The sequence below is a fragment of the Curtobacterium subtropicum genome (assembly GCF_030362975.1).
Classification (GTDB): domain Bacteria; phylum Actinomycetota; class Actinomycetes; order Actinomycetales; family Microbacteriaceae; genus Curtobacterium; species Curtobacterium subtropicum.
In genome coordinates this window covers 389,281-414,228 of record NZ_JAUCMM010000003.1, presented here as the reverse complement: position 1 = coordinate 414,228, position 24,948 = coordinate 389,281, and the positions used below count along the sequence as shown (strand labels likewise).

The 24,948-nt window shown below is 72.5% G+C and carries 27 protein-coding genes; 9 read left to right on the top strand and 18 right to left on the bottom strand.

The window, feature by feature from the left end:
• Positions 1–5: 5 nt before the first annotated feature.
• Positions 6–584, bottom strand: a complete 579-nt coding sequence (locus QUG98_RS07375; protein WP_289469939.1) for a TetR/AcrR family transcriptional regulator — start codon at positions 582–584, stop codon at positions 6–8.
• Between the two features lie 101 nt (positions 585–685).
• Here QUG98_RS07375 and QUG98_RS07370 point away from each other — a divergent pair, with 101 nt between their 5' ends.
• Together QUG98_RS07370 and QUG98_RS07365 are read left to right on the top strand one after the other, a co-directional pair.
• Positions 686–1,000 carry a DMT family transporter gene (locus QUG98_RS07370; protein ID WP_289469938.1) on the top strand — a complete coding sequence of 105 codons (315 nt, stop codon included), beginning with the start codon at positions 686–688 and terminating at the stop codon, positions 998–1,000.
• Between the two features lies 1 nt (position 1,001).
• Entirely contained in the window at positions 1,002–1,361 is a 360-nt protein-coding gene (locus QUG98_RS07365) for a DMT family transporter (protein ID WP_289469937.1), read from the top strand.
• Between the two features lie 194 nt (positions 1,362–1,555).
• Here the strand turns inward: QUG98_RS07365 and QUG98_RS07360 are convergent, their stop codons facing one another.
• Together QUG98_RS07360 and QUG98_RS07355 are read right to left on the bottom strand one after the other, a co-directional pair.
• A complete protein-coding gene (locus QUG98_RS07360; RefSeq protein WP_289469957.1) occupies positions 1,556–2,695 on the bottom strand; it encodes a CE1758 family FMN-dependent luciferase-like monooxygenase in 1,140 nt (379 codons plus the stop codon).
• A 199-nt stretch (positions 2,696–2,894) separates the two neighbouring features.
• Positions 2,895–3,791: a phosphatase PAP2 family protein gene (locus QUG98_RS07355; RefSeq protein WP_289469936.1), complete on the bottom strand. Its 897-nt coding sequence runs from the start codon at positions 3,789–3,791 to the stop codon at positions 2,895–2,897.
• A 238-nt stretch (positions 3,792–4,029) separates the two neighbouring features.
• Between QUG98_RS07355 and QUG98_RS07350 the strand changes: the two genes are divergently transcribed.
• A complete protein-coding gene (locus QUG98_RS07350; protein ID WP_175415855.1) occupies positions 4,030–4,479 on the top strand; it encodes a DUF4383 domain-containing protein in 450 nt (149 codons plus the stop codon).
• 373 nt (positions 4,480–4,852) lie between these two features.
• Here QUG98_RS07350 and QUG98_RS07345 read toward each other — a convergent pair whose 3' ends face one another.
• The 12 genes from QUG98_RS07345 to QUG98_RS07290 all read right to left on the bottom strand — a co-directional run bounded on the left by QUG98_RS07345 (position 4,853) and on the right by QUG98_RS07290 (position 15,461).
• A complete protein-coding gene (locus QUG98_RS07345; protein ID WP_224442302.1) occupies positions 4,853–6,160 on the bottom strand; it encodes an ATP-dependent DNA helicase in 1,308 nt (435 codons plus the stop codon).
• Positions 6,157–8,187: a cytochrome c oxidase assembly protein gene (locus QUG98_RS07340; RefSeq protein WP_289469935.1), complete on the bottom strand. Its 2,031-nt coding sequence runs from the start codon at positions 8,185–8,187 to the stop codon at positions 6,157–6,159. Before QUG98_RS07340 ends, QUG98_RS07345 begins: the two co-directional genes overlap by 4 nt.
• 181 nt (positions 8,188–8,368) lie before the next feature.
• Positions 8,369–8,656, bottom strand: coding sequence for an HU family DNA-binding protein (locus QUG98_RS07335; protein ID WP_058727660.1), 288 nt, complete (start codon positions 8,654–8,656; stop codon positions 8,369–8,371).
• A gap of 289 nt (positions 8,657–8,945) precedes the next feature.
• Positions 8,946–9,251 (bottom strand): 30S ribosomal protein S14, encoded by a 306-nt coding sequence (rpsN, locus tag QUG98_RS07330; protein WP_022903745.1) that lies wholly within the window; start codon positions 9,249–9,251, stop codon positions 8,946–8,948.
• A gap of 2 nt (positions 9,252–9,253) precedes the next feature.
• On the bottom strand, positions 9,254–9,424 hold the full coding sequence (gene rpmG, locus QUG98_RS07325; RefSeq protein WP_022908193.1) for a 50S ribosomal protein L33: 171 nt from the start codon (positions 9,422–9,424) through the stop codon (positions 9,254–9,256).
• Positions 9,424–9,660 (bottom strand): 50S ribosomal protein L28, encoded by a 237-nt coding sequence (gene rpmB, locus QUG98_RS07320; protein ID WP_022903747.1) that lies wholly within the window; start codon positions 9,658–9,660, stop codon positions 9,424–9,426. The genes rpmG and rpmB overlap by 1 nt, the downstream gene beginning before the upstream one ends.
• Positions 9,661–10,163: 503 nt before the next feature.
• Positions 10,164–10,859 carry an alpha/beta fold hydrolase gene (locus tag QUG98_RS07315; RefSeq protein ID WP_289469934.1) on the bottom strand — a complete coding sequence of 232 codons (696 nt, stop codon included), beginning with the start codon at positions 10,857–10,859 and terminating at the stop codon, positions 10,164–10,166.
• A gap of 10 nt (positions 10,860–10,869) precedes the next feature.
• A complete protein-coding gene (locus QUG98_RS07310) occupies positions 10,870–11,283 on the bottom strand; it encodes a Fur family transcriptional regulator (protein WP_081984565.1) in 414 nt (137 codons plus the stop codon).
• Entirely contained in the window at positions 11,280–12,224 is a 945-nt protein-coding gene (locus QUG98_RS07305; RefSeq protein WP_289469933.1) for a metal ABC transporter permease, read from the bottom strand. The genes QUG98_RS07310 and QUG98_RS07305 overlap by 4 nt, the downstream gene beginning before the upstream one ends.
• Positions 12,224–13,054 carry a metal ABC transporter ATP-binding protein gene (locus QUG98_RS07300; RefSeq protein WP_289469932.1) on the bottom strand — a complete coding sequence of 277 codons (831 nt, stop codon included), beginning with the start codon at positions 13,052–13,054 and terminating at the stop codon, positions 12,224–12,226. The genes QUG98_RS07305 and QUG98_RS07300 overlap by 1 nt, the downstream gene beginning before the upstream one ends.
• A 56-nt stretch (positions 13,055–13,110) precedes the next feature.
• Positions 13,111–14,025 (bottom strand): metal ABC transporter solute-binding protein, Zn/Mn family, encoded by a 915-nt coding sequence (locus QUG98_RS07295; RefSeq protein WP_289469931.1) that lies wholly within the window; start codon positions 14,023–14,025, stop codon positions 13,111–13,113.
• A gap of 167 nt (positions 14,026–14,192) precedes the next feature.
• Positions 14,193–15,461 (bottom strand): PTS transporter subunit EIIC, encoded by a 1,269-nt coding sequence (locus QUG98_RS07290; protein ID WP_289469930.1) that lies wholly within the window; start codon positions 15,459–15,461, stop codon positions 14,193–14,195.
• Positions 15,462–15,621: 160 nt separating this feature from the next.
• Between QUG98_RS07290 and QUG98_RS07285 the strand changes: the two genes are divergently transcribed.
• Both QUG98_RS07285 and QUG98_RS07280 read left to right on the top strand, forming a co-directional pair.
• Entirely contained in the window at positions 15,622–15,894 is a 273-nt protein-coding gene (locus QUG98_RS07285) for a PTS sugar transporter subunit IIB (RefSeq protein ID WP_289469956.1), read from the top strand.
• Positions 15,891–16,343 (top strand): PTS sugar transporter subunit IIA, encoded by a 453-nt coding sequence (locus tag QUG98_RS07280; protein ID WP_289469929.1) that lies wholly within the window; start codon positions 15,891–15,893, stop codon positions 16,341–16,343. Before QUG98_RS07285 ends, QUG98_RS07280 begins: the two co-directional genes overlap by 4 nt.
• 112 nt (positions 16,344–16,455) lie before the next feature.
• Here the strand turns inward: QUG98_RS07280 and QUG98_RS07275 are convergent, their stop codons facing one another.
• Complete coding sequence (locus QUG98_RS07275; RefSeq protein ID WP_289469928.1) at positions 16,456–17,190, bottom strand: GntR family transcriptional regulator; 735 nt, start codon at positions 17,188–17,190, stop codon at positions 16,456–16,458.
• 131 nt (positions 17,191–17,321) lie between these two features.
• Between QUG98_RS07275 and QUG98_RS07270 the strand changes: the two genes are divergently transcribed.
• The 4 genes from QUG98_RS07270 to QUG98_RS07255 all read left to right on the top strand — a co-directional run bounded on the left by QUG98_RS07270 (position 17,322) and on the right by QUG98_RS07255 (position 22,601).
• A complete protein-coding gene (locus QUG98_RS07270) occupies positions 17,322–17,948 on the top strand; it encodes a response regulator (protein WP_289469927.1) in 627 nt (208 codons plus the stop codon).
• Positions 17,941–19,152: a sensor histidine kinase gene (locus QUG98_RS07265; protein ID WP_289469926.1), complete on the top strand. Its 1,212-nt coding sequence runs from the start codon at positions 17,941–17,943 to the stop codon at positions 19,150–19,152. Before QUG98_RS07270 ends, QUG98_RS07265 begins: the two co-directional genes overlap by 8 nt.
• Positions 19,153–19,242: 90 nt before the next feature.
• Positions 19,243–21,327: a bifunctional lysylphosphatidylglycerol flippase/synthetase MprF gene (locus tag QUG98_RS07260; RefSeq protein ID WP_289469925.1), complete on the top strand. Its 2,085-nt coding sequence runs from the start codon at positions 19,243–19,245 to the stop codon at positions 21,325–21,327.
• Positions 21,324–22,601, top strand: coding sequence for an alpha/beta hydrolase (locus QUG98_RS07255; protein ID WP_289469924.1), 1,278 nt, complete (start codon positions 21,324–21,326; stop codon positions 22,599–22,601). The genes QUG98_RS07260 and QUG98_RS07255 overlap by 4 nt, the downstream gene beginning before the upstream one ends.
• A 27-nt stretch (positions 22,602–22,628) precedes the next feature.
• On the opposite strand, the gene QUG98_RS07250 is transcribed toward QUG98_RS07255, so the two are convergent.
• Both QUG98_RS07250 and QUG98_RS07245 read right to left on the bottom strand, forming a co-directional pair.
• Positions 22,629–23,201, bottom strand: coding sequence for a GNAT family N-acetyltransferase (locus QUG98_RS07250; RefSeq protein ID WP_289469922.1), 573 nt, complete (start codon positions 23,199–23,201; stop codon positions 22,629–22,631).
• A gap of 119 nt (positions 23,202–23,320) precedes the next feature.
• On the bottom strand, positions 23,321–24,922 hold the full coding sequence (locus tag QUG98_RS07245; protein ID WP_289469921.1) for a dihydrolipoamide acetyltransferase family protein: 1,602 nt from the start codon (positions 24,920–24,922) through the stop codon (positions 23,321–23,323).
• Between the last annotated feature and the right edge of the window lie 26 nt (positions 24,923–24,948).

The window sequence follows — 24,948 nt, the reverse complement described above, 5'->3', positions numbered from 1 at the left end:
CCGGCTCAGGCGGTCGGCAGGCCCGTCAGGTGCCGGTCGAGCAGGTCGATCGCCCACTCGCCGGACTCCCCGGGTGCGAGGCGCGTGACGTGCACCGCCAGGCCGTCGACGAGCGCGTGGAGCCGGCAGGCCTCGTCCGCCCGCTGGTCCTCGGGCACCCCGACGAGGGCGACGATCTGGTCGCACCACGCCCGCATCTCGGCGACGACCCGGTCCAGCGCGGGCCGGAGCGCGGCGTCGGTGAGTGCCGCGTTGCCGAGCGCCAGGTACACGTCGAGCTCGACCACGCGCTCGTCGTCGAGCGGCAGCAGCTCGAGCAGGATCCGCCGCGCGGTCTCGCCGTCCGGGAGCCCCTCGGGGATCGCGTCGATGCGCTCCCGGGTCCGGTCGAACACGAGCGTGATGGTGTGCTCGCGCATCGCGGCCTGCGTCGGGAAGACGTAGCGCACGGTGCTCGGCGGGAGGCCGGCCTCGGCGGCGACCCCGCGGACGCTCAGGGCGCCCAGGCCGTCGCGCGCCAGGACCCGGCACGCGGCATCGGAGACGCTGAGCCGGCGCCGTTCGAGGTCCTCGCGAGTGGTCACCACGCCATACTCGCACGGTCGTGCGACTCGTGCTACCGTCGGTCCAGCAAGAGTCGCACAGTCGTGCGACTCGACACGTCATCACGAGGGAAGGAGACGCCGTGGCTTGGGTCGTGCTCGTCCTGTCCGGGGTGCTCGAGGCGGTGTGGGCCACCGCGCTGAGCGCGTCGAACGGGTTCAAGAGGGTGGTGCCGACGATCGTGTTCGTCGCCGGCATGGTGCTCAGCATGGTCGGACTCGCGTTCGCCATGAAGGCGATCCCGGTCGGCACCGCCTACGCGGTGTGGGTCGGCATCGGGGCGTCGCTCACGGTCGTCGTGGCGATCCTCCGCCGCCAGGAGGCCGCGTCGATCACCCGCGTCGCCCTCGTGCTCGGGCTGGTCGCCTGCGTGGTCGGCCTCAAGGTGGTGAGCTGAGGTGGCGTGGCTCGTCCTGTTCGTCAGCGCGGCGCTCGAGACCGTCTGGGCCACGGCGCTCGGCGCGAGTGACGGCTTCACCGTCCCGGGTCCGACGGCCCTGTTCGCGGTCACGATCGTCGTGAGTCTGGTGGCGTTCGGCTACGTGCTCCGGCACATCCCGATCAGCACGGCCTACGCGGTGTGGACCGGGACCGGTGCAGCCCTCACGGTCCTGTGGGGCATGGCGACCGGGGCCGAACCGGTCACGTTCCTGCGCCTGCTGTTCATCGCCGGGATCGTCGGCTGCGTGGTCGGCCTGAAGCTCGTCCCCGCCCGCCCGGCAGCCCCGACCCCGAGCTCGGGATCACCTCGCGCGTGAGAGGCCGTTCCGTGCGTAGGAGACTCTTCCGCGCGTAGGAGGCTCTTCCGCGCGTAGCGGATCGGAAGTTCCGACCTTTCTCGCGCGGAACGGCATCCCAGGTCGGGTGCGATGGGCCGGAACGCGCGTGGTCACGGCCTGGAGGCGCGGTGCCAGCTGGCACCGTGCCTCCAGGCCGTCACGGGGTCACGTGCTCAGACGGACGCGCCGGTCCACTCGTCCTCGGCTGCGACGTGGTCGCTGCCCGCGGTCCCCGCGGCGAGCGCGGCGGCCACGCGGTCGGCGTGCGACGGCGGGTCGGACGGCACGTGCGCCGGACGGTCCGCCTCGTTGATCCTCCGGAGCTCGGGGACGATGTCCTCGGCGAGGATGTCGATCTGCTCGAGCACCGTCTTGAGCGGCAGCCCGGCGTGGTCGATGAGGAACATCTGACGCTGGTAGTGCCCGACGTGGTCCTTCATCGTGGCGTAGCGGTCGATGACCTGCTGCGGCGACCCGACGGTGAGCGGCGTCTGGGCGGTGAAGTCCTCCATCGACGGGCCGTGGCCGTACACCGGGGCGTTGTCGAAGTAGGGGCGGAACTCGTCCCACGCGTCCTGCGAGTTCTTCCGCGCGAAGAACTGCCCGCCGAGGCCGACGATCGCCTGGTCGGCGGCGCCGTGCCCGTAGTGCTCGAAGCGCTGGCGGTACAGCCCCACCATCTGCTCGGTGTGCTGGATCGGCCAGAAGATGTTGTTGTGCAGGAACCCGTCGCCGTAGTAGGCGGCCTGCTCGGCGATCTCGGGGGTGCGGATCGACCCGTGCCAGACGAAGGGCGGGACGCCGTCGAGCGGACGCGGGGTCGACGTGAAGCCCTGCAGCGGGGTGCGGAACTTCCCCTGCCAGTTCACGACGTCGTTCTCCCACAGCTGGCGGATGAGCGCGTAGTTCTCGATGGCCAGGTTCACGCCCTGGCGGATGTCCTGCCCGAACCACGGGTAGACCGGGCCGGTGTTGCCGCGCCCCATCATCAGGTCCATGCGGCCGTCGCTGATCACCTGGAGCATCGCGTACTCCTCGGCGATGCGCACCGGGTCGTTCGTCGTGACGAGGGTCGTGCTCGTCGAGAGGGTGATGTGCTCCGTGCGTCCCGCGAGGTAGCCGAGCATCGTCGTCGGGCTCGACGCGACGAAGGGCGGGTTGTGGTGCTCTCCGGTGGCGAAGACGTCGAGGCCGGCCTGGTCGGCGTGCTCGGCGATCGTCAGGATGTCCCGGACGCGCCGGGTGCCGTCCGGTGTGGTGCCGGTCGTGGGGTCCGTCGTGACGTCGCTGACGGTGAAGATCCCGAACTGCATGGTGCCCGCCTCCTGGTGCTGGCCGTGGTGCCGCTGGTGGTGCGGCGACTTTCGATGCGTTTGCATCGACTTGCCGGGTACAACGTACCGCAGCCCCGGGCATTCCCGCCAGTGTCGGACGGCCCCGGTGCGCTCGGCGGCGCGGTGGGAGCGCGTCCACGTCCGTCCGGCGCCGTCCGGCGCTGCGGGCTCCGGGCGCTCAGCGATGCGGCGGGAGCGCGTCCGCGTCCGTCCGGGCCGCGTGGTGGAGGCCGTCGGCGAGCCAGACGACCGTGACGACCGCGAGCACGCTGACGCTCGACGCCATCCGACCGGCGACCAGGACGGCGGCGTGCAGGTCGGCGACACCGGTCAGCCCCGCGACCACGGCGACCACGCCGACCAGGAAGGTGACGCCCGTCGCGAGCAGGAGCAGCGCCGTGACCACGCGACGAGGGCCGCGACGGCCGTCCCGGTCACCGCGCTCGCCTCGGTCGACCCGCGGACCGACGGCACGGACGAGTCCGAGCCAGAACAGGGCGATCGCGCACGCACCGACGATGTCGCTCACCCGGTGCCAGCCGTACACGACGGTCTGGTTCGCCACGAAGACCGCGTAGGCGGCGCCCGCGAGCGTCACGACCGGCCGCCAGCGCCGCGGCGTCACGAGGAGCACCGCGAAGAGCGCGGCGAGTGCGATCGTCGCGTGTCCGGAAGGGTACGAGTTGGGTGTCTCCGACTGGGCGATCTCCGGGCGCTCGGCGATACGCTTCACGAGCGTCGAGGTGGCTGCCGACGCGAGCACCACGACGCCCGCTCCGAGTCCCACCGCGAGCCGGCGTCGGGCGAACGCGACGGCGGCGATCACGACGACCAGCAACAGGATGACCGGCACCGAGATGACGTTCAGTGCAGTGTCCGACCCGAACAGGTCGGACTCCCGGACCCCGCCCAGCGCGGCGTCCTCGACCCGCTGCCCGACCGGCGTCAGCACGGCGACGGCGTAGACGAGAGGCACGATCACGAACCCCAGAGCCGCCAGCAGACCCCACCGCAACCGCCGCGACACCAACGGTCCGCGCGACTCGGGCGCGGTGCGTTCGGGCGTGCGGGTCACCGGTGTGGTCCTCCTCGGTGTGGCGTTCATCGGTCTCCTCGTCCGGCTGCTGTCGCGCGGGCGATTCGGACGGTCGGGGTCCGACACGATACCGTTGGTCCGCCGGTCCGCGCCTGTGAACCAGGGGTCAGCCACCTCAGGATCCGACGCCGGCGCCGCCCGTACGGCACGGGCAGGTGCTCCGGCTCCCGTCGCCGGCACGTCCGGTGCGACCACCCTGTACCAGGAGGAGACCGAAGTGGCCATCAAGGAACCCAGCATCACGGCGTCGCCGAACCGGGGCCTCGCCCTGACGGCGGGAGCCCTCCTGGCGCTCTGGGGCTTCCTCGGCTTCTTCTTCGCCGCAGACGGCGACCCGGGCTTCTTCAGCCGCGAGGGCGGGATGCTCTGGAACGCCTTCGGCGTCAACCCGGCGATGTGCCTGCTCTGGATCCTGCTCGCCGTCGTCCTCCTCATCACGGGCCTCGGCACCACCATCGGTTCACGGAACGGCAACCGCCTGGTCGGCATCGTCCTCGTCGTGATGGCGGTCTACGGCTTCGCGCTCGGTGGAACCTCGGCGAACGTCTTCGCACTCACCTTCGCGGACAACCTGTTCCACGCGATCGTCGGTGTGGTCCTGCTCCTCACGGCCTTCGGGGCCGACCACGAGAACGTGCGGGCCATCCGGGCGGCACAGCGCGCCTGACGCTCCCGCTGATCGTCCTCGACGCCCCGTCCACCGTCCAGTGGGCGGGGCGTCGTCGTGCGGGCAGGGGCGTCGTCGTGCGGGCGCGGGCAGGGTGTCGCCGTGCGGGCAGGGGTGTCGCCGTGCGGGCGGGGCGCCGTCCCAGTCGGAGCGTCGGGACGCTCCCGGGGGCTCGGCCCGCCGGAACCGGAGCCGCTGTGGTCCCACCGAGCGGGCAGGACGTGCCGCGCGTCATCCGCCGTCCGTGCACGATCCGTCGGCGCCGGCCTCCGAGCGTGACGGGTCCGGCCCGCTCGGCGGAGTGTACGACGGGGCGGCAGCCGGGGCAGCCGGGGCAGCAGGGGCAGCAGGGCCGGGCCGGGCGGCGGCGGGGTCAGGCGCCGTCGGGGCGGGGCGCTGCCTCGAGCTCGGTCGCGACGACCCGCGGCGCCTCGGACATGAACCGGCGGACGTCGAGGTCCACGATGATGTCCTGCGGGCGCAGCGGGCGGGTCAGGTAGAGCCCCTCGAGCGACGTCAAGCGCGAGAGCGCCACGTACGTCTGCCCGGCGCTGAACACCCGGTTGCCGAGGTCGACCACCGCGCGGTCGTACGTCGACCCCTGCGACTTGTGGATCGTGACCGCCCAGGCCAGGCGCAGGGGGAACTGCTGGAACTCCCCCACGGTGTCCTTCTTGAGTTCCTTCTTGTCCGGGTCGTAGGAGTACTTGAACTTCTCCCACACGGACGGCTGGACCTCGAACGACTCCCCGTCGACGTCGACCCACACGGTGTCCCGGATGGTGGTCACGACACCGAGGGTGCCGTTCACCCAGCGCTGGTCCGGGTCGTTCCGCAGGAACATCACGTGGGCGCCGGGCTTCAGCTCGAGGGCTTCGTCGGCCGGGAAGTTCCGTCCGCCGAAGTCGCCGTTGACGTCCGCACGGGCGGTCTTCACCTTGCCCGGCAGCCGATCGAGGGCCGCCTTGTTGATGCGCGAGACCGTGTCGTTGCGGGTCGCCAGCGTGATGGCGTCGTCCGGGGCCGGACGGGCGCCGGCGGTGTTGAGCTGCCCGGCGATGTCGGCCGTGACCCGCCCGTGCCGCACCGCCGTCAGCATCGCGGCGAAGGCGTCGTCGCGCTGCCGGTGCACGGTCGCGAGCTCGACGATGTGCAGCTCGGCCTCGAGCCAGACCTTCGCGTCGAAGAACCACATCGACCGGTAGTGGTCGGTGAAGTAGGCGCGCTCGTCGCCGTCGCCGGGGACCGGGGGGAGCTGGTACGGGTCACCGAACATGACGACCTGCACGCCACCGAACGCCTCGAACTGGCGCCCCCGGGCCTTGCGGAGCGAGCGGTCCATCGCGTCGAGCAGGTCGGCGTTGACCATCGAGACCTCGTCGATGACCAGGGTGTCGATCGTGTTGAGGAGCTTCCGGGTGTCCGGGCCCTGCCGGAGCTCGGCGTCCGCGATGAGCCCGATCGGCAGCCGGAAGAGCGAGTGGATCGTCTGTCCGCCGACGTTCAGCGCGGCGACGCCGGTCGGTGCGCAGATGACGACCTGCTTCTCGGTGTTCCACGACAGGTGGTTGAGGAGCGTGGACTTCCCCGTCCCCGCGCGTCCGGTGATGAAGACGTGGTCGCGGGTGTGCTCGATGTACTCGAAGACCGCACGCTGTTCGGCGCTGAGCTCGACGCTCACCGGTCGCCCGCCCCCGCAGCCGCCGGTCCCGCCAGCGCTGCCGGGTCGGCCGCCGGTGCCGGATCAGCCGCCGCCGGATCGGCTGCCGGACCAGCCGCGGGGGTGCCGCCGCCGGCGCCGTCCGTGGACGATCGGTCGGGCGTGGCACGGTCACCGCGCAGTCGGACCAGCGTCACGACGACCACCGTCACGAGCAGCGCGATCCCCGCGACGACGAGGACGACGCCGGCGCGGGCCTGGTCCGCGACCGGGGTCGGCCCCCACTCGCGGCCCATCGCGCCGAACCACGATGCCTGGAGCAGCCCGAGCGGCCCCTGCATCGCGATGCCGAGCGAGACCGTGCCCGCTGCCACCACGACCGCGCCGACGACCCGCACGAGCGCGGCACCGGTGCTCGCTGCCCGGGCACCGGCGGCCACGGGCGTGAGGAGCGTGGGGACGGCGAGCAGCCCGACGAGCACGAGTCCGAGGTCGACCAGGGTGCGTCCGGCCGGGTCGCTCACCGACCACCGCAGCACCTGGGTGGCGTACAGGCCCCACCACACCGCTGCGAGGAGCACGAAGGACGGGAAGGGCTGTGCCAGGTACCGCGCGACGCCGTTGTCGACGAGCAGTCCCGTCCACTCGCGGACGCCGGTCGATCCGTCGTGGCGCGGGTGCACGGCGGCCCGGATGAGCTGCACGGGCGCCGCAGCCCACAGGAGCGCGGGGACGACGAGACCGAGCAGCACGTGCGCACCGACGTTGGCGGACACCAGGAAGCGGTCGTAGGTGTGCAGCGAGCCGGACGTCGCCACGACCAGCGTCACGACCGCGATCGCGGCGGCGACCGTGCGCCGCACCGGCCAGGAGCGTCCTCGACGACGCAGTCGGACCACGCCGGCGGTGTACGCGGCGGCGGCGAGCACCGCGGCCATCAGCCAGAAGAGGTCGACGTTCCAGGCCGTGAGCCACCCCCACGACCCCGGGTCGCCCGGCAGCGGGTCGTCGGTCAGCAGCTCGGCGGGCGTCGGGTTCGTGGTCTTGCTGAGGGCGACCTCGCCGATCGGGGTCGCGGTGCGCCCCAGTGCCGCGGCGAACCCGCTCGCCAGCCCCATGACGGCGAGTTCGACCAGCACGAGGGTCCAGAACGGACCGCGGCGCTCCGGTGCGTCGGTCAGCGACCTGATCGTCCTCCGACGCTGCACCGCACCGAGCACGCCGATGGCGACGAGCGCGGCGGTCTTGACGAGCACGAGGACGCCGTAGGGGGTGAGCAGGTTCGCGGGGGTGCCCACGCGGATGATCGCGGACGCCGTCCCCGACACGGCGACCAGCACGAAGCAGCCGAGCGCGATGCTCGAGTAGCGGGCGACGACGAGCGGCAGCCGGTCCCCGGGCAGCACGCCCCGCAGGAGCACGACGAGCAGCAGCCCGCCGACCCACAGCGCGGCGCCGACGAGGTGCAGCCCGAGCGCGGTGACGGCCGAGTCGTGGCTCGCGGTCCCGGCGGCGTGCCCCTGCTGCGCGAGCGGGACGAGTCCGACCATGGCGACGCCGGCGGTGAGGGCGACCATGCCCCGACCACGGACCGCGAAGCAGAGCACCGTCACGGCAGCGGCGACCAGCACGGCGACCAGCCACGCGGTGCCGAGGTCGGTGCCGGTGAGGAACACCCCCATCGACTGGCCGAACTGCTCGTCGAGGCTCAGGGCCGACCCGGCGACGGACAGGAAGGTGAAGAAGGTCGTGGCAGCAGCGGCGACCGTCCAGACCGCGGCGGCCCCGGCTGCGACGTCGATCGCACGGTTCCACTCGGGCCGGGTGCGGGACAGCCCGACGACGGTGAGCGCCAGGCCGCCGATCGTGGCCGCTGCGGACAGGTCCACGACGAGTCGGGCGATCGGCAGACCGAAGCGCACGACCGCGCCCGGGTCCGCGATGAGCGCACGATCCGCCCCGCCGCCGATCACGAGGGCGACGAGGAGCGAGACGAACCCGACGAGCAGCAGCACGGCGGGGCCGGCGATGCGTGCGATCCGGTCCACCCGACAAGCCTAGGCGCTGCCCGACCGACCGGGGCACGCCGGTGGGCCGACCTGTGGGCGGTGGCCGTGCCTCCCGGCTGTGCAGGAGCGGACCTACCGGAGCGAGCCCGCCGGACGGACCGGCCCCGGGAACGACGGAAGGGACGGCCGAAGCCGTCCCTTCCGGTGCTGCTGAGCGGTCTTACTTGACGGCAGCCTTGAGCTTGGAGCCGGCGCTGACCTTGACCGAGTCGCTCGCGGCGATCTCGATGGCGTCACCCGTCTGCGGGTTGCGGCCGGTGCGCGCGGCGCGGTGGGTCTTCTCGAAGGCGATCCAGCCCGGGATCGTGACCTTGGTGCCGTCGGCGACCGACGACGAGACGACGCTGAACAGCGCGTCGACGACGCCGTTGACGGTGGCCTGGCTCTGGCCGGACTCCTGCGCGACGGCAGCGACGAGCTCGGTGCGGTTCAGTGACTTGTCAGCCATGGATGTCCTCCTCGGACTTCTTGCAGTGTCGGTGGGACGTCGGGACGCCCGCCCGCCCGGAGCGGGGTGCCCTGGACGTGGTGGTCCCGGGGGCGGTGACGCCCGGCGGAACCGTCAGCGAACCTACCAGCCGTGCGGTGTCCGGACGACCGACTCGCCCGGATTTCCGGGGTTGTCGAGGGTCTGGAGGGGTCCGAGTGACGGATGAGGCGACGATGTACCCCGCCGGGGCCCGGACGACGAACGCCCCGTCCCTCTGCAGGGACGGGGCGTTCGGTGGAGCTGGTGCTTACCAGGAGCTCTTCGTGATGCCCGGCAGCTCGCCACGGTGGGCCATGTCGCGGAAGCGGACACGGCTGATGCCGTACTCACCGAGGTGGCCACGGGGGCGACCGTCGATGGCGTCGCGGTTGCGGTAGCGGACCGGCGACGCGTCGCGCGGGAGCTTCTGCAGGCCGACGCGGGCGGCCTCACGCGACTCGTCGGTGCCGTTCGGGTCCACGAGGGCCTTCTTCAGCTCGAGACGACGCTCGGCGTAGCGCGCGATGACCTCGGCGCGCTGGTTGTTCTTCGCGATCTTGCTCTTCTTCGCCATGCTTAGCGCTCCTCACGGAAGTCGACGTGCTTGCGGATCACCGGGTCGTACTTCTTGAGCACGAGGCGGTCCGGGTTGTTGCGACGGTTCTTCTTGGTCACGTAGGTGAACCCGGTCCCCGCGGTGGAGCGGAGCTTGATGATCGGACGGACGTCCTGACCCTTCTTGGCCATCAGATCTTCTCCCCACGGGCGAGGAGATCCTTGACGACGGACTCGATGCCGCGTGCGTCGATCACCTTGATGCCCTTTGCGCTGAGCGTGAGCGTGACGTTACGACGAAGCGAGGGCACGTAGTACGTCTTCTTCTGCACGTTCGGGTCGAAGCGACGCTTCGTCCGGCGGTGCGAGTGCGAGATGTTGTGTCCGAAGCCGGGGGTGGCTCCGGTCACCTGGCACACTGCTGCCATGGTTTCCTCCTGAGGTACCGAGCGACCGGACGGCCGCTCCCAAGGTCACTTGCCTGGCGCGCACGCGCTCGTCACCGGAGGTGACCGCAGCGAGGGGGTTGTACGCGCCGCCCAGACCCACGGGCCCTGTCGAAGGACCTGTGAGCACCGCGCGACCGCGGCGTACGCGACGGTCGGAGGGCTTGGAACAACTGGGTCTGCCACGCGGACGCGGCGGACCAGGGGTCAACGTTACGGGACGGCCGCGCGTGTCGCAAGCCGGGCCTCCCGGTCGGGCTGCACCGGCGCCGACCTGGAGGCGCGGCTCGACCCCGGCGCTCCGGCTTCCGTTCCCCGCCCTGCCCGGTCCGGTCCGGCCACTTCCCGTCGCAGGACATGCCGTCGGTCGACCCGGCGGACGGCAAGTCGTGCGACCAGGACGGCCGCGGACGGCAAGTCCTGCGACCAGGACGGCCGCTGGCCGAAGCCCGCAACCCGGGCGGCCCCGGCCGACCGCCCGCCGCCTACGGCCCGTCGGTCGGCCGCGGCGCCAGCGCCTGCACGAGCAGCTCGCCGAGCTCCCGCGGCGCCGTGACCATCGGCCAGTGCCCGGTCTCGAGCCCCACGATCGTCAGGTCCTCGACCGCGACGAGCTCGGTCGTCCACGCGTGGTGCTCGGCCACCATCGCCGCCAGGTCCTCCGCCGGGATCTCGCACGACACCACGGTCGCCGGGATCCGGTGCCGAGCGGGTTCCGCGTAGTGGAAGGGGTCGGTGGGCACGGCCGCGGGCTCCGGGACCGCCCGGCGCTCGAACTCCTCGCGGAGCGCCGGCGTCATCCCCCGCACGGTCGCCGGCTCCCACACGTCCCACGACGGCAGCGGCACGACACCGTCCACCACGGGCAGCTCGTCGTTCACCACGGCGCCGTCCGGCCCGGGGAAGGTGTCCACGTAGAGCAGGTGCGCGACGAGCGAGGGGCGCTGGTCCGCCGCCATGAGCACCATCGGCCCGGCACCCGAGTGCCCCGCGAGCGCCACCGGCTCGTCCGGCGTCGCCACGGCGTCGAGGACCGCCACGATGCCCGCGACCTGCTCGTCGAGCGTGGCGCCCGTCCGGGTGATCGCCTGGACGGAGTGCCCGGCCTCCTGCAGGACGGGCGTCACCTCGTCCCACGCGCTCGCGTCGAGCCAGAAGCCGGGCACCAGGATGACGTGCATGCGCGGGAGGTTACTCGCCGGTCCGGGCCGCGGTGCAGACCGCACACTCGCCGAAGATGTCGACGACGTGGCTCGCGTTGGTGAAGCCGTTCGCGGCCGCCACCTCCTGCGCCCACCGCTCGACCGGGTCGGCCTCGATCTCGACCGTGCGGCCGCAGTTCCGGCAGATCAGGTGGTGGTGGTGCGCGTCGGTCGTGCAGGCCCGGTACAGCGACTCGCCGTCCTGCTGCAGCGAGTCCGCGTCACCCTCGGTCGCCAGGTCGGCGAGCGCCCGGTACACGGTGGCCAGTCCGATCGTGGAGCCGCCGTCCCGCAGGTGCTGGTGGAGCGCCTGCGCGCTGACGAACCCCTCGGTGCCGGACAGCGCGCTGCGCACGGCCTCGCGCTGCCAGGTGTTCCGCTTCGGCTTCTGCACGGCGTTCACGCGGTGACTCCTTCCCTGCGGGTCGCGTCGGTCGACGCGTCGTTCCCGGTCTGGAGGCGCGCCCCGCCCCCGTCGGTCTGCTCGCGGTCCGCGATGCGCTCGCGTCCGCGACGGTCCCTGCGGCTGCCGACGATGCGGCAGACCACCCAGATCACGAACGAGATCGTCGTGACGTAGGGGCTGATCGGCAGTCCCCCGCCGAGTGCGAGCAGGATGCCACCGACGACCGACACGACCGCGAAGACCGTCGAGAGCACGGGCACGACCACGGGGTGCGAGGTCAGGCGGAGTGCGGCGGCGGCGGGGGTGACGAGCAGCGAGAGCACCAGCAGCGCGCCGACGATCTGCACCGACACCGCGGTGGCGAGTCCGAGCGCGAGCATGAACACGATGGCGAGCGTCCGCACCGGCACCCCGGCGGCGGCGGCGACGTCGGGGTCGACGGACGAGAACATCAGCGGGCGCCAGATCACCAGGAGCGTCACGACGACGATCGCGGAGACGACGATCAGCGAGGTCAGCTGCGGGTTGTCGACCGAGACGATCTGCCCGGTGAGCAGCCCGAACTTGTTCGCCGCCCGACCCTTGTAGAGCGCGAGGCACAGGATGCCGAGCCCGAGGCCGAACGGCATGAGGACGGCGATGATCGAGTTCCGGTCCCGCGCCCGGGACCCGAGCAGCCCGATGAGCAGCGCGGCGACGACCGAGCCGACGAGCGACCCGGTGACGACGTTCACGCCGAACAGCAGGGCGGCGCTGGCCCCGGCGAACGACAGCTCCGAGATGCCGTGCACCGCGAACGGCATGTTCCGGGCGACGACGAACGGCCCGATGAGTCCGCCTACGATGCCGAGCACGGCGCCGGCCCAGATCGAGTTCTGCACGAGCACGAGGAGCTCGCCGTAGTCCTGGAACGAGAAGACGGTCGACAGCACGTCCATCAGATGCGCCCTTCGTCCGGGGTGGTGGCGTGCGGGTCCGGGTCGCAGTGGTGGTGCGCACCGGTCTGGTCGTGGGCCTCGTTCGCGCCGACGATGACGATCCGGCCCATGGTGCGGACGACGTCGACGGGCGTGCCGTACAGGTCGCTCAGCACGTCGGCGCGCAGGACCTCGTCGGGAGCGCCGATGCGGAACCGTCCGCCGGCGATGTACAGGACGCGGTCGACGACGTCGAGGATCGGGTTCACGTCGTGGGTGACGAACAGCACGGCGGCGTCCTGCTGCCGACGCTGCCGGTCGATGAGCTCGGTGACCCCGCGCTGGTGGCGGAGGTCGAGCGAGATGAGCGGCTCGTCGCACAGGAGCAGCGCGGGGTCGGCCGCGATGGCCTGTCCGACGCGAGTGCGCTGCTGCTCGCCGCCGGACAGCTCCGCGACCGGGGCATCGGCGAACGCGGTCGCGCCGACCTCGTCGAGGATCCGATCGATGCGCGCACGCTCGGCGCGGCTGGCGGGCAGGACGCCCCACCGGGAGCCGGTGACCCCCTGCGCGATCATGTCCCTGGCACGGAGCGGCGTGCCGGACTCCATCAGGCGCTGCTGCGGGATGTAGCCGATCCGGCGGTGTCCGCGACGGACGGGCTGTCCGAGGAACGACATCGTGCCGCTCGTGAGCCGCTGCTGGCCGAGCACGGTGCGCAGCAAGGAGGTCTTGCCGGCGCCGTTCGGCCCGAGGACGGCGACGAACTCCCCCGGCGCCAGGTCGAGGTCGAGGTGCGACCAGAGGGTCCGCGACCCGTAGGACAGTGCGGCGTCGCGCAGTTCGAGCACGGCGGAACCGCCACGGCCGGGGGCCGCAGCGGTTCGCGAGGGGGTCTGGACCGCGGTCACTTCGTGAGCGCCCCCGTGATCTCGTCGATGTTCGCCTGCTGCCACGAGACGTAATCCTCCCCCTTCGGGAGCGTCTCCGTGACACCGACCACCGGGATCCCGGCCTGGTCGGCGGCCTTCTTGACCTGCTCGGTCTCCGCGCTGGACGTCTGCTCGTTGTAGGCGAGCAGCTTCACCTGCTTCTCGGTGAACAGCTTCAGGGTGTCGTTGAGCGCGGCCGGCGGGACGTCGTCGCCCTCCTCGATCGCCTCCGAGAAGGCCTCCGGCGTCACGTTGTCGAGCCCCATCGCGTCGAACAGGTACCCGGGGACGGGCTCGGTGTACGACACCTTCTCGCCGTCGACCTTCTCCTTCGCTGCGGCGGTCTGCGCCTCGAGGTCCTCGAGCTTCGTGGTGAGGGCCTTCGCGTTCCGCTCGAAGGTGTCGGCGTGCGCGGAGTCGAGCTTCGTCAGGCGCTGCTCGACGTCGGCGACGAGCTTCACCATCGTCGGGTAGTCGTAGAAGACGTGCTCGTTGAACTCCGCGTCGCCACCCTCGTCGAGCCCGGACAGCTCCACCACGTTGATCGTGTCGGCCTTGGTGTCCGACGCCTTCGCCAGCGTAGTCATGAAGTCGTCGTACCCGCCCCCGTTCTCGATGAGCAGGTCGGCCTTCGACACCGCGAGCTGGGTCGTGGCGCTCGACTCGAACGAGTGCGGGTCCTGCGAGGGGTCGTCGAGGATGCTCGTGACCTCGACGTCCTTGCCGCCGATCTCCTGCGCGATCGAGCCGTAGACGTTGGTCGACGCGACGACCCGGACGGTGCCGTCACCCGAGGCGTCACCGGAGGCGGAGGACGTGGCGCAGCCGGTCAGCGCGAGCGCGGCGGCGCCGACGACGAGCGGCAGGGCGAGGAGGCGGCGGTTCTGCATGTTGCGAGCGTACGACTTGCTGATAACGGTTGTCAAAATCAACCTCATGACGGTCTGGCGCGCCCCGCTCAGCGGCAACGCGAAGCGTTGCGCGGGGCGCGCCGACCGAGCCTGCGAGGGAGGATGCTGCCAGCTGGCAGCGCGCCCTCAGTCCGACAGGTCCCCGGTCAGGCCTTGGTGGCCGCGTCGATCGTGCTGTCGGCGATCGTGTCGTCCTCGCGCCCGGGCGTCCGCAGGTTCCACTTCTTGATCACGAACGAGAACAGGACGTAGTAGACGACGGCGTAGCCCAGACCGATGGGGATGAGCCAGATCGCCCCGTCCGCCTTGCCGAAGTTGAGCACGTAGTCGATCGCTCCCGCCGAGAACGAGAACCCGTCGTGGATCCCGAGCGCGTTCACCAGCGCGAGCGAGGTGCCGGTGAGCACCGCGTGGATGACGTAGAGCGGGAACGCCACGAACATGAACGAGTACTCGAGCGGCTCGGTGATGCCCGTGACGAACGAGGTCAGCGCCGCGGACAACATGATGCCGCCGACGAGCTTGCGGTTCTGCGGCTTCGCGTTCCGCCAGATCGCGAGCGCGCCGGCGGGCAGCGCGAACATCATGATCGGGAAGAACCCGGTCTGGAAGATGCCGGCCGTCGGGTCGCCCGCGAGGAAGCGGGGGATGTCGCCGTGCACGATGTCGCCGGCCGCGTTCGTGAAGCTACCGAGCTGGAACCACGGGAAGAAGTTCAGCAGCTGGTGCAGACCGACGGGGATGAGCATGCGGTTCGCGAACCCGAAGACCCCGCCGCCGAGGACGGCGTTGTCCGCGACGGCCTGCCCGGCTGCGGTCAGCGCGATGTCGAAGTACCGGTACACGAAGGACATGAGCACGGCGATGACCAGGCCGGCGGCCGCGGTCAGGATCGGGACGAGGCGGCGGCCCGAGAAGAACCCGAGGAAGTCGGGCATCTTCGTCCGGTGGAAGCGCTGCCAGAGGTTCGCCGCGACGAGACCCATCACGATGCCGCCGAGCACGCCGAAGTTGATGGTGGCCTGGTCGCCGTTCGCGTCCTTCGCGCCCGCGAGGACGATCGGCGACATGACCTTCCACACCTCGTGCATGACCATGTAGCCGACGACCGCGGCGAGGGCCGTGGTGCCGTCGGACTTCTTCGCCCAGCCGATCGCGATGCCGACCGCGAAGAGCAGCGGCAGCCACGTGAAGATCGCCTGCCCGGCAGCGGAGATGACGCCTGCACCGGTCTCGAAGCCGGGGATCGCTCCGAGGAGGTCCGGCTGGCCGATGCGGTTGAGGATGCCGGCGGCCGGCATCACGGCGATGGGCAGCAGCAGGCTCCGCCCGAGCCGCTGGGCGTTCGCGAAGAGCCTCGACTGCTTCTTCGGGGTCTTCTTCTCCGGCACGTCCGTTGCAGCAGCGGTGCTCATCGGCGGTCCTCTCGTCATCGGGTGGAGCTGGGGCACTGGGGAGTTGAGTCACGTGCACGGCCCGGGTAGCCTCGGCGGTACCGCCGGGAGCGGTCCTGTCCGGTCATGACCAGTTCCGTAGTCTGAACCGGCGACCAGATGCGTGTCAACCCGGCACGGAATCCGCAACGAGGAGGAAACGATGGCCGACATCACGGCAGCCGACATCATCGCCGCACTGGGTGGCGCCGAGAACATCGACGAGGTGGAGGGCTGCATCACGCGCCTCCGCGTCGAGGTCGAGGACGGCGATCTCGTGGACAAGGCCGCCCTGCAGGCCGCGGGCGCGCAGGCCGTCGTCGGCGGTGGCACCGGGTGGCAGGTCATCGTCGGTCCGGTCGCGGACAACCTCGCGCAGGACATCAACGACGCGATCGACGGCGACGAGTCGTGACGGCGGTCCGGACCCCGTTCGCGGGCCCGGTCGTCGCACTGGCCGACGTGCCGGACCCGGTGTTCGCCGGACAGCTCGTCGGCGCCGGGGTCGCGGTCGACCCGACGGGTGCCGAGGGGACGGTCACCGCGGTCGCGCCGGTCGACGGCTCGATCGTGAAGCTGCACCCGCACGCGTTCGCGCTGCAGGGCTCGGCGGGGACCGACGTCCTGGTGCACGTCGGCATCGACACCGTGAAGCTGCACGGCGAGGGCTTCGAGCTGCTCGCGTCCGAGGGTGACTCCGTGCGTGCCGGGGACCCGGTCGTGCGGTTCACGCCGCGCGTGATCGAGGCCGCCGGCTACTCCCCCGTCTGCCCGGTCGTCGTGCTCGGCAGCACACCGGACTCGGTCGAGCAGTCGACGGTCGGCTCGACGCTGCCCGAGGGCGCCACGCTCTTCACCGTCTGACGCGCGGACTCGGCTCGGAGTCCTCCGCGAACGCGACAGACCTCCACGTACTTCCGGGCGCAGACTGTCGCTTCCGCGGAACAGACCACGGCGGGCTCGAGGCCGCCCCGCGCTACGCGGCCGGGCGGCGGGCGGTGACCTCCATCTGCACCCGGTAGCGGTCCGACCGGTACCACGAGCGGGCGTGCTCGACCGGCCGGTCCGCCGCGAACGACACGCGGTCGAACTCGAGCAGCGGCGCCCCGGTCCGCGTCCCGAGGAGCGTCGCGACGTCGTCGGCCGCCGGCTTCGCCGCCACCGTCTGCTGCGCTCGGTCGATGGGCGTGCCGTACGTGTCGGCCGCGAGCGAGTACACCGACCCGGACAGGTCCTGGTCGAGGAGCCCCGGGAACGCCGCCGCCGACAGCCACGCGTCGTCGACGGACACCGGCGCCCCGTCCGCCATGCGCAGACGCTTGAGGTGGTACGCGGTGTCCCCGGCGTCGAGCCGCAGCGCCGCCACGGTGTCGGCCGGTGGGACCCGCTCCTCGCGGACGAGCACGACGGTCGTCGGGACGTGCCCGAGCGCCCGCATCTCCTCGGTGAAGGACGCCAGGTGCAGGGTGGACTGCACGGGTCGGTGCGCCACGAAGGTGCCCTTGCCGCGCACGCGCTCGAGGTAGCCCTCGTTGACGAGCTGCCCGAGGGCCTCTCGGACCGTGATCCGGGAGACCCCGTACTCGGCGATGAGCTGCCGTTCCGAGGGGATCGCCGCGCCGGGTGCCAGCCGGGTGGTCGCGAGGTCGAGCAGGATGCGCCGGAGCTGCTGGTGCTTCGGCTCGGCCCCCTCGGTGATGCGGCTCGTCATGTGGTCCTCGTGCTCCGGTGCTCGTCGACTCGGGGCGGTCGCCGCCCAGCTGGTCCTGCGCGGACATGACCAGTGGTCCTCACAGTAGTGATCAGGATGCGAGAAGCCAACGCCGTGACAAGATGACGCGCGTGACCTCGGTGGTGATCGTGGACGACGAGACGCTCGTCCGGTACGGGTTCGAACTCATCCTCGGCGCGGCGGCGGACATCGACGTCGTCGCCACGAGCGGTGACGTCGACGCGGTCGAGACCGTGCGCCGGCACGCCCCCGACGTGGTCCTGCTCGACGTCCGCATGCCGCGGGTGAACGGGCTCGAGGTGCTCGCCGCGCTCCGGCAGCTGCCCGAGCCCCCGGCCGTCGCGATGCTGACGACGTTCGACACCGACACCCAGGTGGTCGCCCGGGCGATGGAGTCCGGGGCCGCCGGCTTCCTGCTCAAGGACACCGACCCCGAGTCGCTCGCCGAGTACGTCCGGGCGCTCGCCCGCGGCGGCATCGTCCTGGCACCGGGCGTGGACCGGACCCGGCTCTTCGCCCTCCGGCCGTCGACCCCGGCGCCGGAGCTGTCCGAGCGGGAGCACACCGTGGTGCGGCTCGTCGCCGAGGGCGCCAGCAACCCTGAGATCGGCCAGCGCATCGGCGTCAGCACCGGCACCGTCAAGGAGGACGTCCGCGCCCTCCTCGCCGCGTTCGGCGTCACCACGCGGGTCCAGCTCGCGCTCCGCGCGGCGGAGGCCGGGCTGCTCGATGGCTGATCCGACCACCGCCGGTCGCCTCCGTCGCCTGCTGCAGCGGACGGACGGGAGGCTCGACGCACTCGTCGACGCCGGCCTCCGTCGCGCGCGCGCCCACCCCGCCCCCTGGTGGCTGGTCGATGCGCTCTTCCTCACCGCCGCGGTCGTCGACGCCGTGCTCGACATCGCGGGCGCCACGACGACCGAGATCACGCTGTCGCTCGTCGCGGCCGGCGCGCTCGTCCTCCGTCGACGCCTGCCCGTCCTCGCCTTCGCGCTCACGATGCCCGGCCTGTTCATCGGCTCCGGCGTCGTCGCGGCGAGCATCGCGCTCTTCACGCTCGGCGAGCGCACCGACCGGCGGTGGCTCATGCTGGTGGCCGCCGTCGTGCAGTTCGTCGGGTTCAGCGGCTTCGTCGTCGGCCCTCCCCAGCAGTTCGACGAGGTCGTCGTGTCGGTCGTCTACGCCCTCATCTTCGCGCTCGGCCCGCTCGCGATCGGGCTGCTCGTGCGGACCCGGGCCGTCCTGGTCGACCGGATCGCGGAGCTCGGGGCCTCGCGCGCCGAGGAACGCCGCCGGGCCGCCGAGGTCGCGCTCTCCCGTGAACGTGCCCTGCTCGCCCGCGAGATGCACGACGTGGTGTCGCACCAGGTCACCCTGATCGCCGTGCAGGCCGGTGGCGTGCAGATGGCCGGGCGCGACGAGCAGGAGCGGGCGTTCGCGCGGACGATCCGGCAGCTGTGCGTCGTGACGCTGCAGGAGCTGCGCGAGATGGTCCAGGTGCTCCGGGCCTCCGGCGGCACCGACCGCGAGATGGCACCGCAGCCCGTGCTGGCCGACCTGCCCCGGCTCGTCGCGGCGAGCGGGCTCGAGACCGAGGTCGCCGTCGACCTGCCCGAGAGCCTGCCGCTGCCCGTGCAGCGCGCCGTCTACCGCTTCGTGCAGGAGGGCCTGACGAACGTCCGGAAGCACGCCCCCGGCGCCGTCGTCCGGATCAGCGGTCGGCTGCACGGCGACCAGGTGCTCGTCGACCTCGTGAACGGCCCCGCGCGCGCCGACCGGCTCGAGCTCCCCGGGTCCGGGCTGGGGCTCATCGGACTCGGGGAACGGGCGTCGCTCCTCGGTGGGCGCCTGGAGTCCGGCCCACAGCCCGGCGACGGGTTCGCCCTGCACCTCCGCGTGCCCGTCGAGCACGTCCCCGCTCCGGCCTCGGCCTCGCGTTGACGATCGGAGGACAGCGGATGGCCGATCGGCCACCGGGATCCACCCCGCGGTCCGATGCGGCAGCGGCGCCGAGTGCGGTGGGATGACACCGTGGCACCCGCATCCCTCCTCGCACACCTCCGACGCGCACCGGTCTCCGTGGCCACCGCCGTCGCCGCGGTCGTGCTCGTCGTCTCCGCCCGGATCGCCCACGCGGAACCCGACTTCCCGCACCACCCGCCCGTCGCACTGCTCGCGCTCGGCGCCGTCGTGCTCGCGGTCGTCCTCGCGGAGCGCGCGCTCGGATCGGTCCGGACCGTCGTCGTCGGGGTCGCCGCTCCGGCACTCGCGGTGCTCGTGACCCTGCTCGCGGTCGCCGTCGGCCAGGCGACGGGCGAGGCGCACGCCGAGGCGGCAGCGGGTGAACCGCTGTTCGCCCCGTCGATCGTGGCCACCGCCCTGCTCGGAGCGGCGTCGGCGACGATGCCCGAGCAGCGACGGCACCGCGTCCGCGCCGTGCTCTGGACCGTCGTCCTCACCCTCGTGCTGTTCGCCGGCCACGGGTCGGACCTGGCACGGGCTCTGGCGACCCTGTTCGGGACCGCGGCCGGTGCGGTCGTGGTGCGCCGGGCCTCCCGTCCGTCCACCGCGTCCCCGCGGACGACGCACCCCGCCCTGCGGAACCCGCGCACCGTGGTCGTCGGCGCGCTCGCGGCGCTCGGCGCCGGGACCCTCGTGACGCTCGTCGTGCCGGACCCGGACGGCGTGCTCTCGCCGTTCGCCGATGCCATGAGCGACCGCGCGACCGTCGCCGTGGGTGTCCTGCTGCTCGGGTCGGCATGGCTCGTGCAGCGCGGCCGACGCGCGGGGGTCGTGCTCGCCGCGGCCGTCCTCGTGACCCTGACGGCGGTGCTGTCGGACGTCTTCCTGCTCGAGCCGCTCTCCGACGGCGACGTGGAGTGGCACGGACTCGGACTCGACGCCGTCGAGTGGCAGGTGACGCTGCTCGGTGCCTGGCTGGTGCCCGCCGCCGTGCTGCTCGCCGTCGTGCTGCTGCGCGAGCGGCTCGTCCGCGCGCGCTTCCGGGCCGCGACCGACTGCAGCGAGGAGTACCGCGGGATGCTGCGTCGCGGCGACGCGGGCTCCCTCGGCCACATGGGCACGTGGCAGGGGAACGCCACCTGGACCGACCCGGAGGGCCGTGGTGCCGTGGCGTACCGGGTGCGCGGGACCGTGGCACTCACGGTCTCCGACCCCGCCTGCGCCGCCGAGGACCGTGCCGCGGTGCTCGCCGCCTTCACCGCGTCCTGTGAGCGGAACGGCTGGACACCGGCGTTCACCAGCGTGCACGAGCCGGTGCGCGAGCTGCTGGTGGCGGAGGGCTGGACGGCGCTGCCCGTCGGGGTGGAGTGCGTGCTCGACCTCGACACGTTCGACCTGCGCGGGAAGAAGCGGCAGGACCTGCGGACGGCGTCGAACCGCGCCGACCGCGAGGGCGTCCGCGACGAGTGGACCACCTTCGACGCCCTCGACCCCGACCGGCGTGCCCAGGTCGAGGCCGTGTGCTCCCGCTGGGCTGCGGACCGACGCCTGCCCGAGATGGGCTTCACGCTCGGCGGACTGCGCGAGCTCGACGACCCCGAGGTGCGGCTGGTGCTCGCGGTCACGGCGGACGGTCGCGTCGACGCGGTGACGAGCTGGCTGCCCGTGCACGAGCACGGCGCCCTGGTCGGCTACACCCTCGACGTGATGCGCCGTGGCGACGACGGGATGCCCGGTGTGATGGAGTTCCTCATCGCCCGGACCGCCCTGCGCGCCCGCGAGGCCGGGCTCCGCACGATCAGCCTGTCCGGCACACCGCTCGCCGTGCACGCCGGCGCCGGTCCCCTCGTCACGCGCGGGTCGCGGCTGCTCGCCCGGGTGCTCGAGCCGGTGTACGGCTTCCGGTCGCTGCAGCGGTTCAAGGAGAAGTTCGGCGCCCGGCACGAGCCGCTCTGGCTGGTCGTGCCGTCGGCCCTGCAGGTGCCGCGCGTGGGCCGGGCCCTCGCCGGGGCGTACGTGCCCGGGCTCCGGCCGAAGCACCTGTGGGCACTCCGGCAGGCGCACGTGTCGGCGGCGGCGGAGCGCTCCGGGGCCGGTCCGACGGCGGGCTCCGGGGACGGTGCAGCGCGGGCCGGGGCCGACGCCCGCTCGTGAGTCCGACCGAGTGGCTGCTCGCCACACAGCTCCAGGCGCCGTCGAAGCTCGTCCCCGCCGACGCGGCGTTCGTCGCGCTCGCACTCGTCGTGCTGCTGCCGGCGGTCCAGTCCTGGCGCTCCCCCGCGGCCTGGCGTCGCGTGCGGCTCCGAGCCGTCGTCGCAGCCGCTGCCGCGCTCGTCCTGCTGGCCGTGTGCTGGTTCCTGACGCACGTCGTCGACCTGTTCGGCGTCGCGTTGAGCCCGGTCACGCAGATGTGGGTGGCGTTCGCGGGGGCTGCTCTCGCGCTCGCCGTCACCGCGATCGTGCAGGGTGGACGCTGGCGCCGGACGCTGGCCGTCGTCCTGGTGCCGGCGGCGGTCCTCGTCCCCGCGCTCGGGATCAACGTGGAGTTCGCCAAGTACCCGACGCTCGGCACCGTCGTGCAGAGCAACCCCTGGCCGGCGTACGACCCGGACGCCGCACCCCTGGACACGATGCCCGGTGCTGGCATCGTCCGCACCGTCGAGATCCCCGGCACCCGCTCGCACTTCGACGCCCGTCCGGCCGTCGTGTGGCTCCCGCCCGCGGCGCTCGTGCGCGACCCCCGACCGCTGCCGGTCGTCCTCGCCTTCTCGGGGCAGCCCGGCGCTCCGGGTGACCTGTTCACCGCCGGGCGCCTCGCCGAGCCGCTCGACGCCTACGCACGCGCTCACGACGGTCGCGCACCCATCGTGGTGAGCGTCGACCAGCTCTCCGCGCCGGGCCGGAACACGATGTGCGTCGACTCGCGGCTCGGGAACGTCGCGACCTACGTCACGCAGGACGTCCCGGCGTGGATCACCGCGAACCTCCCGGCCACGCAGGACCGGAAGGCCTGGGGGCTCGCCGGGTTCTCGCAGGGCGCGACCTGCGCGATGCAGTTCGTCACCGGTCACCCGGACGAGTTCGGCGCGGCGCTGGCGGTGTCGAGCGAGCTGCAGCCGATCGACCAGTCACCGCGGCACAGCGCCGACCAGGCGTTCGGCGGCTCGGTCGCCCGCTGGCGTGCGGCGGCGCCGATCGCGCAGATGCGGGCGAACGGGCTCGGCGGGCACGCGTTGTGGCTGACGGCGGGGTCGGCCGACCGGGAGTTCAGCGAGAACGCCCGGGAGCTCGGAGCGGCCGCGCGGAAGGCCGGGGCCCGGGTCGAGATCGGGTCCGCCCCGGGGAGCGGCCACGACTGGAACACCGTGCAGTGGTCGTTCCGGTCGAACGTCGGGCCGCTGGCGGACGCGTTGTCCGCGGCGGGATGACGGGCGCGACCTCGCCGCGGGCGCGGGTCAGGCGTTGCGGACGAGCCAGGCGAACTGGTCGTCGGTGAGCTCACGGTCGGTCCACACCTGACCGAGGACCCCCTCGGGCGCCGCCACCGACGCCTGCCCCTGCCAGACCATCGACAGCCCGGCCTTCCGCAGGACCGCGGCCGACGCCGGGTTGTTCGTCAGGACCCGACCGGTGACGGGCGTGCAGGGCGCCGTCCGGTGCGCCTGCTCGACAGCCGCAGCGGCGATCTCGCTCGCGTAGCCCTGCCCCCACGCCGCCGGGTCGAGCCGGTAGCCGAGGTTCCAGACCGCCGCAGCGGTCATGTCGACGCCGCCGATCCCCACGAAGGCGCCGTCGACGGTGCGGACGGTCCACGAGGCCAGTCCGTGCCGGGCTCGGCCACCGATCTTCCGCTGCACCAGGTCGACCGTCGTCGCACGGTCGGTGTGGCGCCCGGCGGGCAGGTGCTCCCACGTCCGCGCGTCGGAGAAGACCGCGTGCGCGTCGTCGATGTCGGCGGGCGTGAGCGGTGTCAGCACCAGGCGATCCGTCCGGATCTCCTGCTGTGGGGTCAGGAGCTGGTGGGCCATGCTCCGATCATCACCCTGACCGCCGACAAGCGGGTGGACACCACGCGACGTCCGCGCGATCCGGCCGGGGACTGCGGCATCCCGCAGCACCGGGCCGGACCGGAACCGACGCTCGAGCGTCAGTCCAGCAGGAGCGCGGGCTCCTCGAGCACCGAGGCGATGTCGTGCACGAAGCGCGATGCCACGTCGCCGTCGACGACCCGGTGGTCGAACGAGGCGCCGATCGTGGTCACCATGCGCGAGCGGACCTCGCCGTCGACGACCCACGGCTTCGGCTTGATCGTGCCCATCGCGATGATCGCGACCTCGCCCGGGTTGAGGATCGGGGTCCCGGTGTCCATGCCGAACACACCGATGTTCGTGATCGTCACGGTGCCGTCCGCCATCTGCTGCGGCGTGGTCTTGCCGTCACGGGCGGTCAGCGTCAGGTCCTCGAGCGCCTTGGCGAGCTCGAACAGGGACATGTCCTGCGCGTCCTTGATGTTCGGCACGATGAGCCCGCGCGGGGTCGCCGCGGCGATGCCGAGGTTCACGAAGTGGTGGACGATGATCTCCTGGTCGGTCCAGGTCGAGTTCACCGACCGGTTCCGACGGACCGCCCAGATGACGGCCTTCGCGAAGACGAGCAGCGGCGAGACCTTGACGCCGGCGAACGTCGGCGAGGACTTCAGGCGCTTGACGAACTCCATCGTGCGGGTCGCGTCGACGTCGACGAACAGGGACACGTGCGGCGCCGTGAACTTCGACGTGGTCATCGCCTTCGCGATGGCCTTGCGCACGCCCTTGACCGGGATGGTCTCGCGGCGCACGTCGCCCCACTCGGGCGTCTCGATGTTCCGGAAGACGCTGGCCTGCTTGGCGTGGCGGATGACGTCGTCACGGGTGACCTCGCCCGCGAGGCCGGTCGGCACGACCTCGGTCAGGTCGACGTCGAGGTCCTTCGCGAGCTTGCGGATCGGCGGCTTCGCCAGGACCGTGCCGGTCGAGACGACCTTGCGCGGGCGGGTGCCCTGCGCGGCGACGGCCTCCGAGATGCTGTCCTCGGCCGGGTCGGCGGCGGCCTCGGCTGCGGCGACGGCGTCCGCACTGGAGGCACGGCTCGCCTCGGCCGCGAGCGCTGCGGCCCGGCGGGCGCCGGGCTTCCGGCGCGACGGGGACGTGGTCGCGGAGCCGTACCCGACCAGGACGGCGCCGGACGACTCGTCCGACCCGACGACGGTCGCGTGGTCGGCGACCGGCTGCGCGGGTGCGCCGGCCGCGGGCCGCGCCGGGGCAGTGGGCGCGGGCACCGTGGCGGCCGCCGGGGCCGGCGGGGTCTGCTGCGCAGGCGCCGGCGGCGTCTGGGCGACGGGCGCCTGGGCGACGGGAGCCGGCGCTGCGGCTGCGGCAGGCGGGGTGGCGGTGAGGTCCGGCGAGACCGGGACGCTGTCGGCGACGGGAGCCGAGCCTCCAGGCTGGGTGGTGGACGCGGCGACCTGGACGTCCGAGTCGACCCGGATGATCGGCTTGCCGACCTCGACGGTGTCACCCTCCGACACGAGCAACCCGGTCACGGTCCCGGCGAACGGCGACGGCAGCTCGACGAGCGACTTCGCGGTCTCGATCTCGACCAGGACCTGGTCGACGGCGATCTCGTCCCCGATCGCGACGCGCCACTGCACGATCTCGGCCTCGGTCAGGCCTTCGCCCACGTCGGGCAGGGGGAATTCGGCGGCGGGCACAGCGGCTCCTTCGAACGTTCGGGCGG

Bases quoted from the DNA above. Each gene is read 5' to 3' on its own strand.
- QUG98_RS07360 (WP_289469957.1), bottom strand. From the start codon at position 2,695: ATGCAGTTCGGGATCTTCACCGTCAGCGACGTCACGACGGACCCCACG.
- QUG98_RS07335 (WP_058727660.1), bottom strand. From the start codon at position 8,656: ATGGCTGACAAGTCACTGAACCGCACCGAGCTCGTCGCTGCCGTCGCG.
- rpsN (WP_022903745.1), bottom strand. From the start codon at position 9,251: ATGGCGAAGAAGAGCAAGATCGCGAAGAACAACCAGCGCGCCGAGGTC.
- rpmG (WP_022908193.1), bottom strand. From the start codon at position 9,424: ATGGCCAAGAAGGGTCAGGACGTCCGTCCGATCATCAAGCTCCGCTCC.
- rpmB (WP_022903747.1), bottom strand. From the start codon at position 9,660: ATGGCAGCAGTGTGCCAGGTGACCGGAGCCACCCCCGGCTTCGGACAC.
- QUG98_RS07315 (WP_289469934.1), bottom strand. From the start codon at position 10,859: ATGCACGTCATCCTGGTGCCCGGCTTCTGGCTCGACGCGAGCGCGTGG.
- QUG98_RS07305 (WP_289469933.1), bottom strand. From the start codon at position 12,224: ATGGACGTGCTGTCGACCGTCTTCTCGTTCCAGGACTACGGCGAGCTC.
- QUG98_RS07295 (WP_289469931.1), bottom strand. From the start codon at position 14,025: ATGCAGAACCGCCGCCTCCTCGCCCTGCCGCTCGTCGTCGGCGCCGCC.
- QUG98_RS07290 (WP_289469930.1), bottom strand. From the start codon at position 15,461: ATGAGCACCGCTGCTGCAACGGACGTGCCGGAGAAGAAGACCCCGAAG.
- QUG98_RS07275 (WP_289469928.1), bottom strand. From the start codon at position 17,190: ATGACGAGCCGCATCACCGAGGGGGCCGAGCCGAAGCACCAGCAGCTC.
- QUG98_RS07265 (WP_289469926.1), top strand. From the start codon at position 17,941: ATGGCTGATCCGACCACCGCCGGTCGCCTCCGTCGCCTGCTGCAGCGG.
- QUG98_RS07250 (WP_289469922.1), bottom strand. From the start codon at position 23,201: ATGGCCCACCAGCTCCTGACCCCACAGCAGGAGATCCGGACGGATCGC.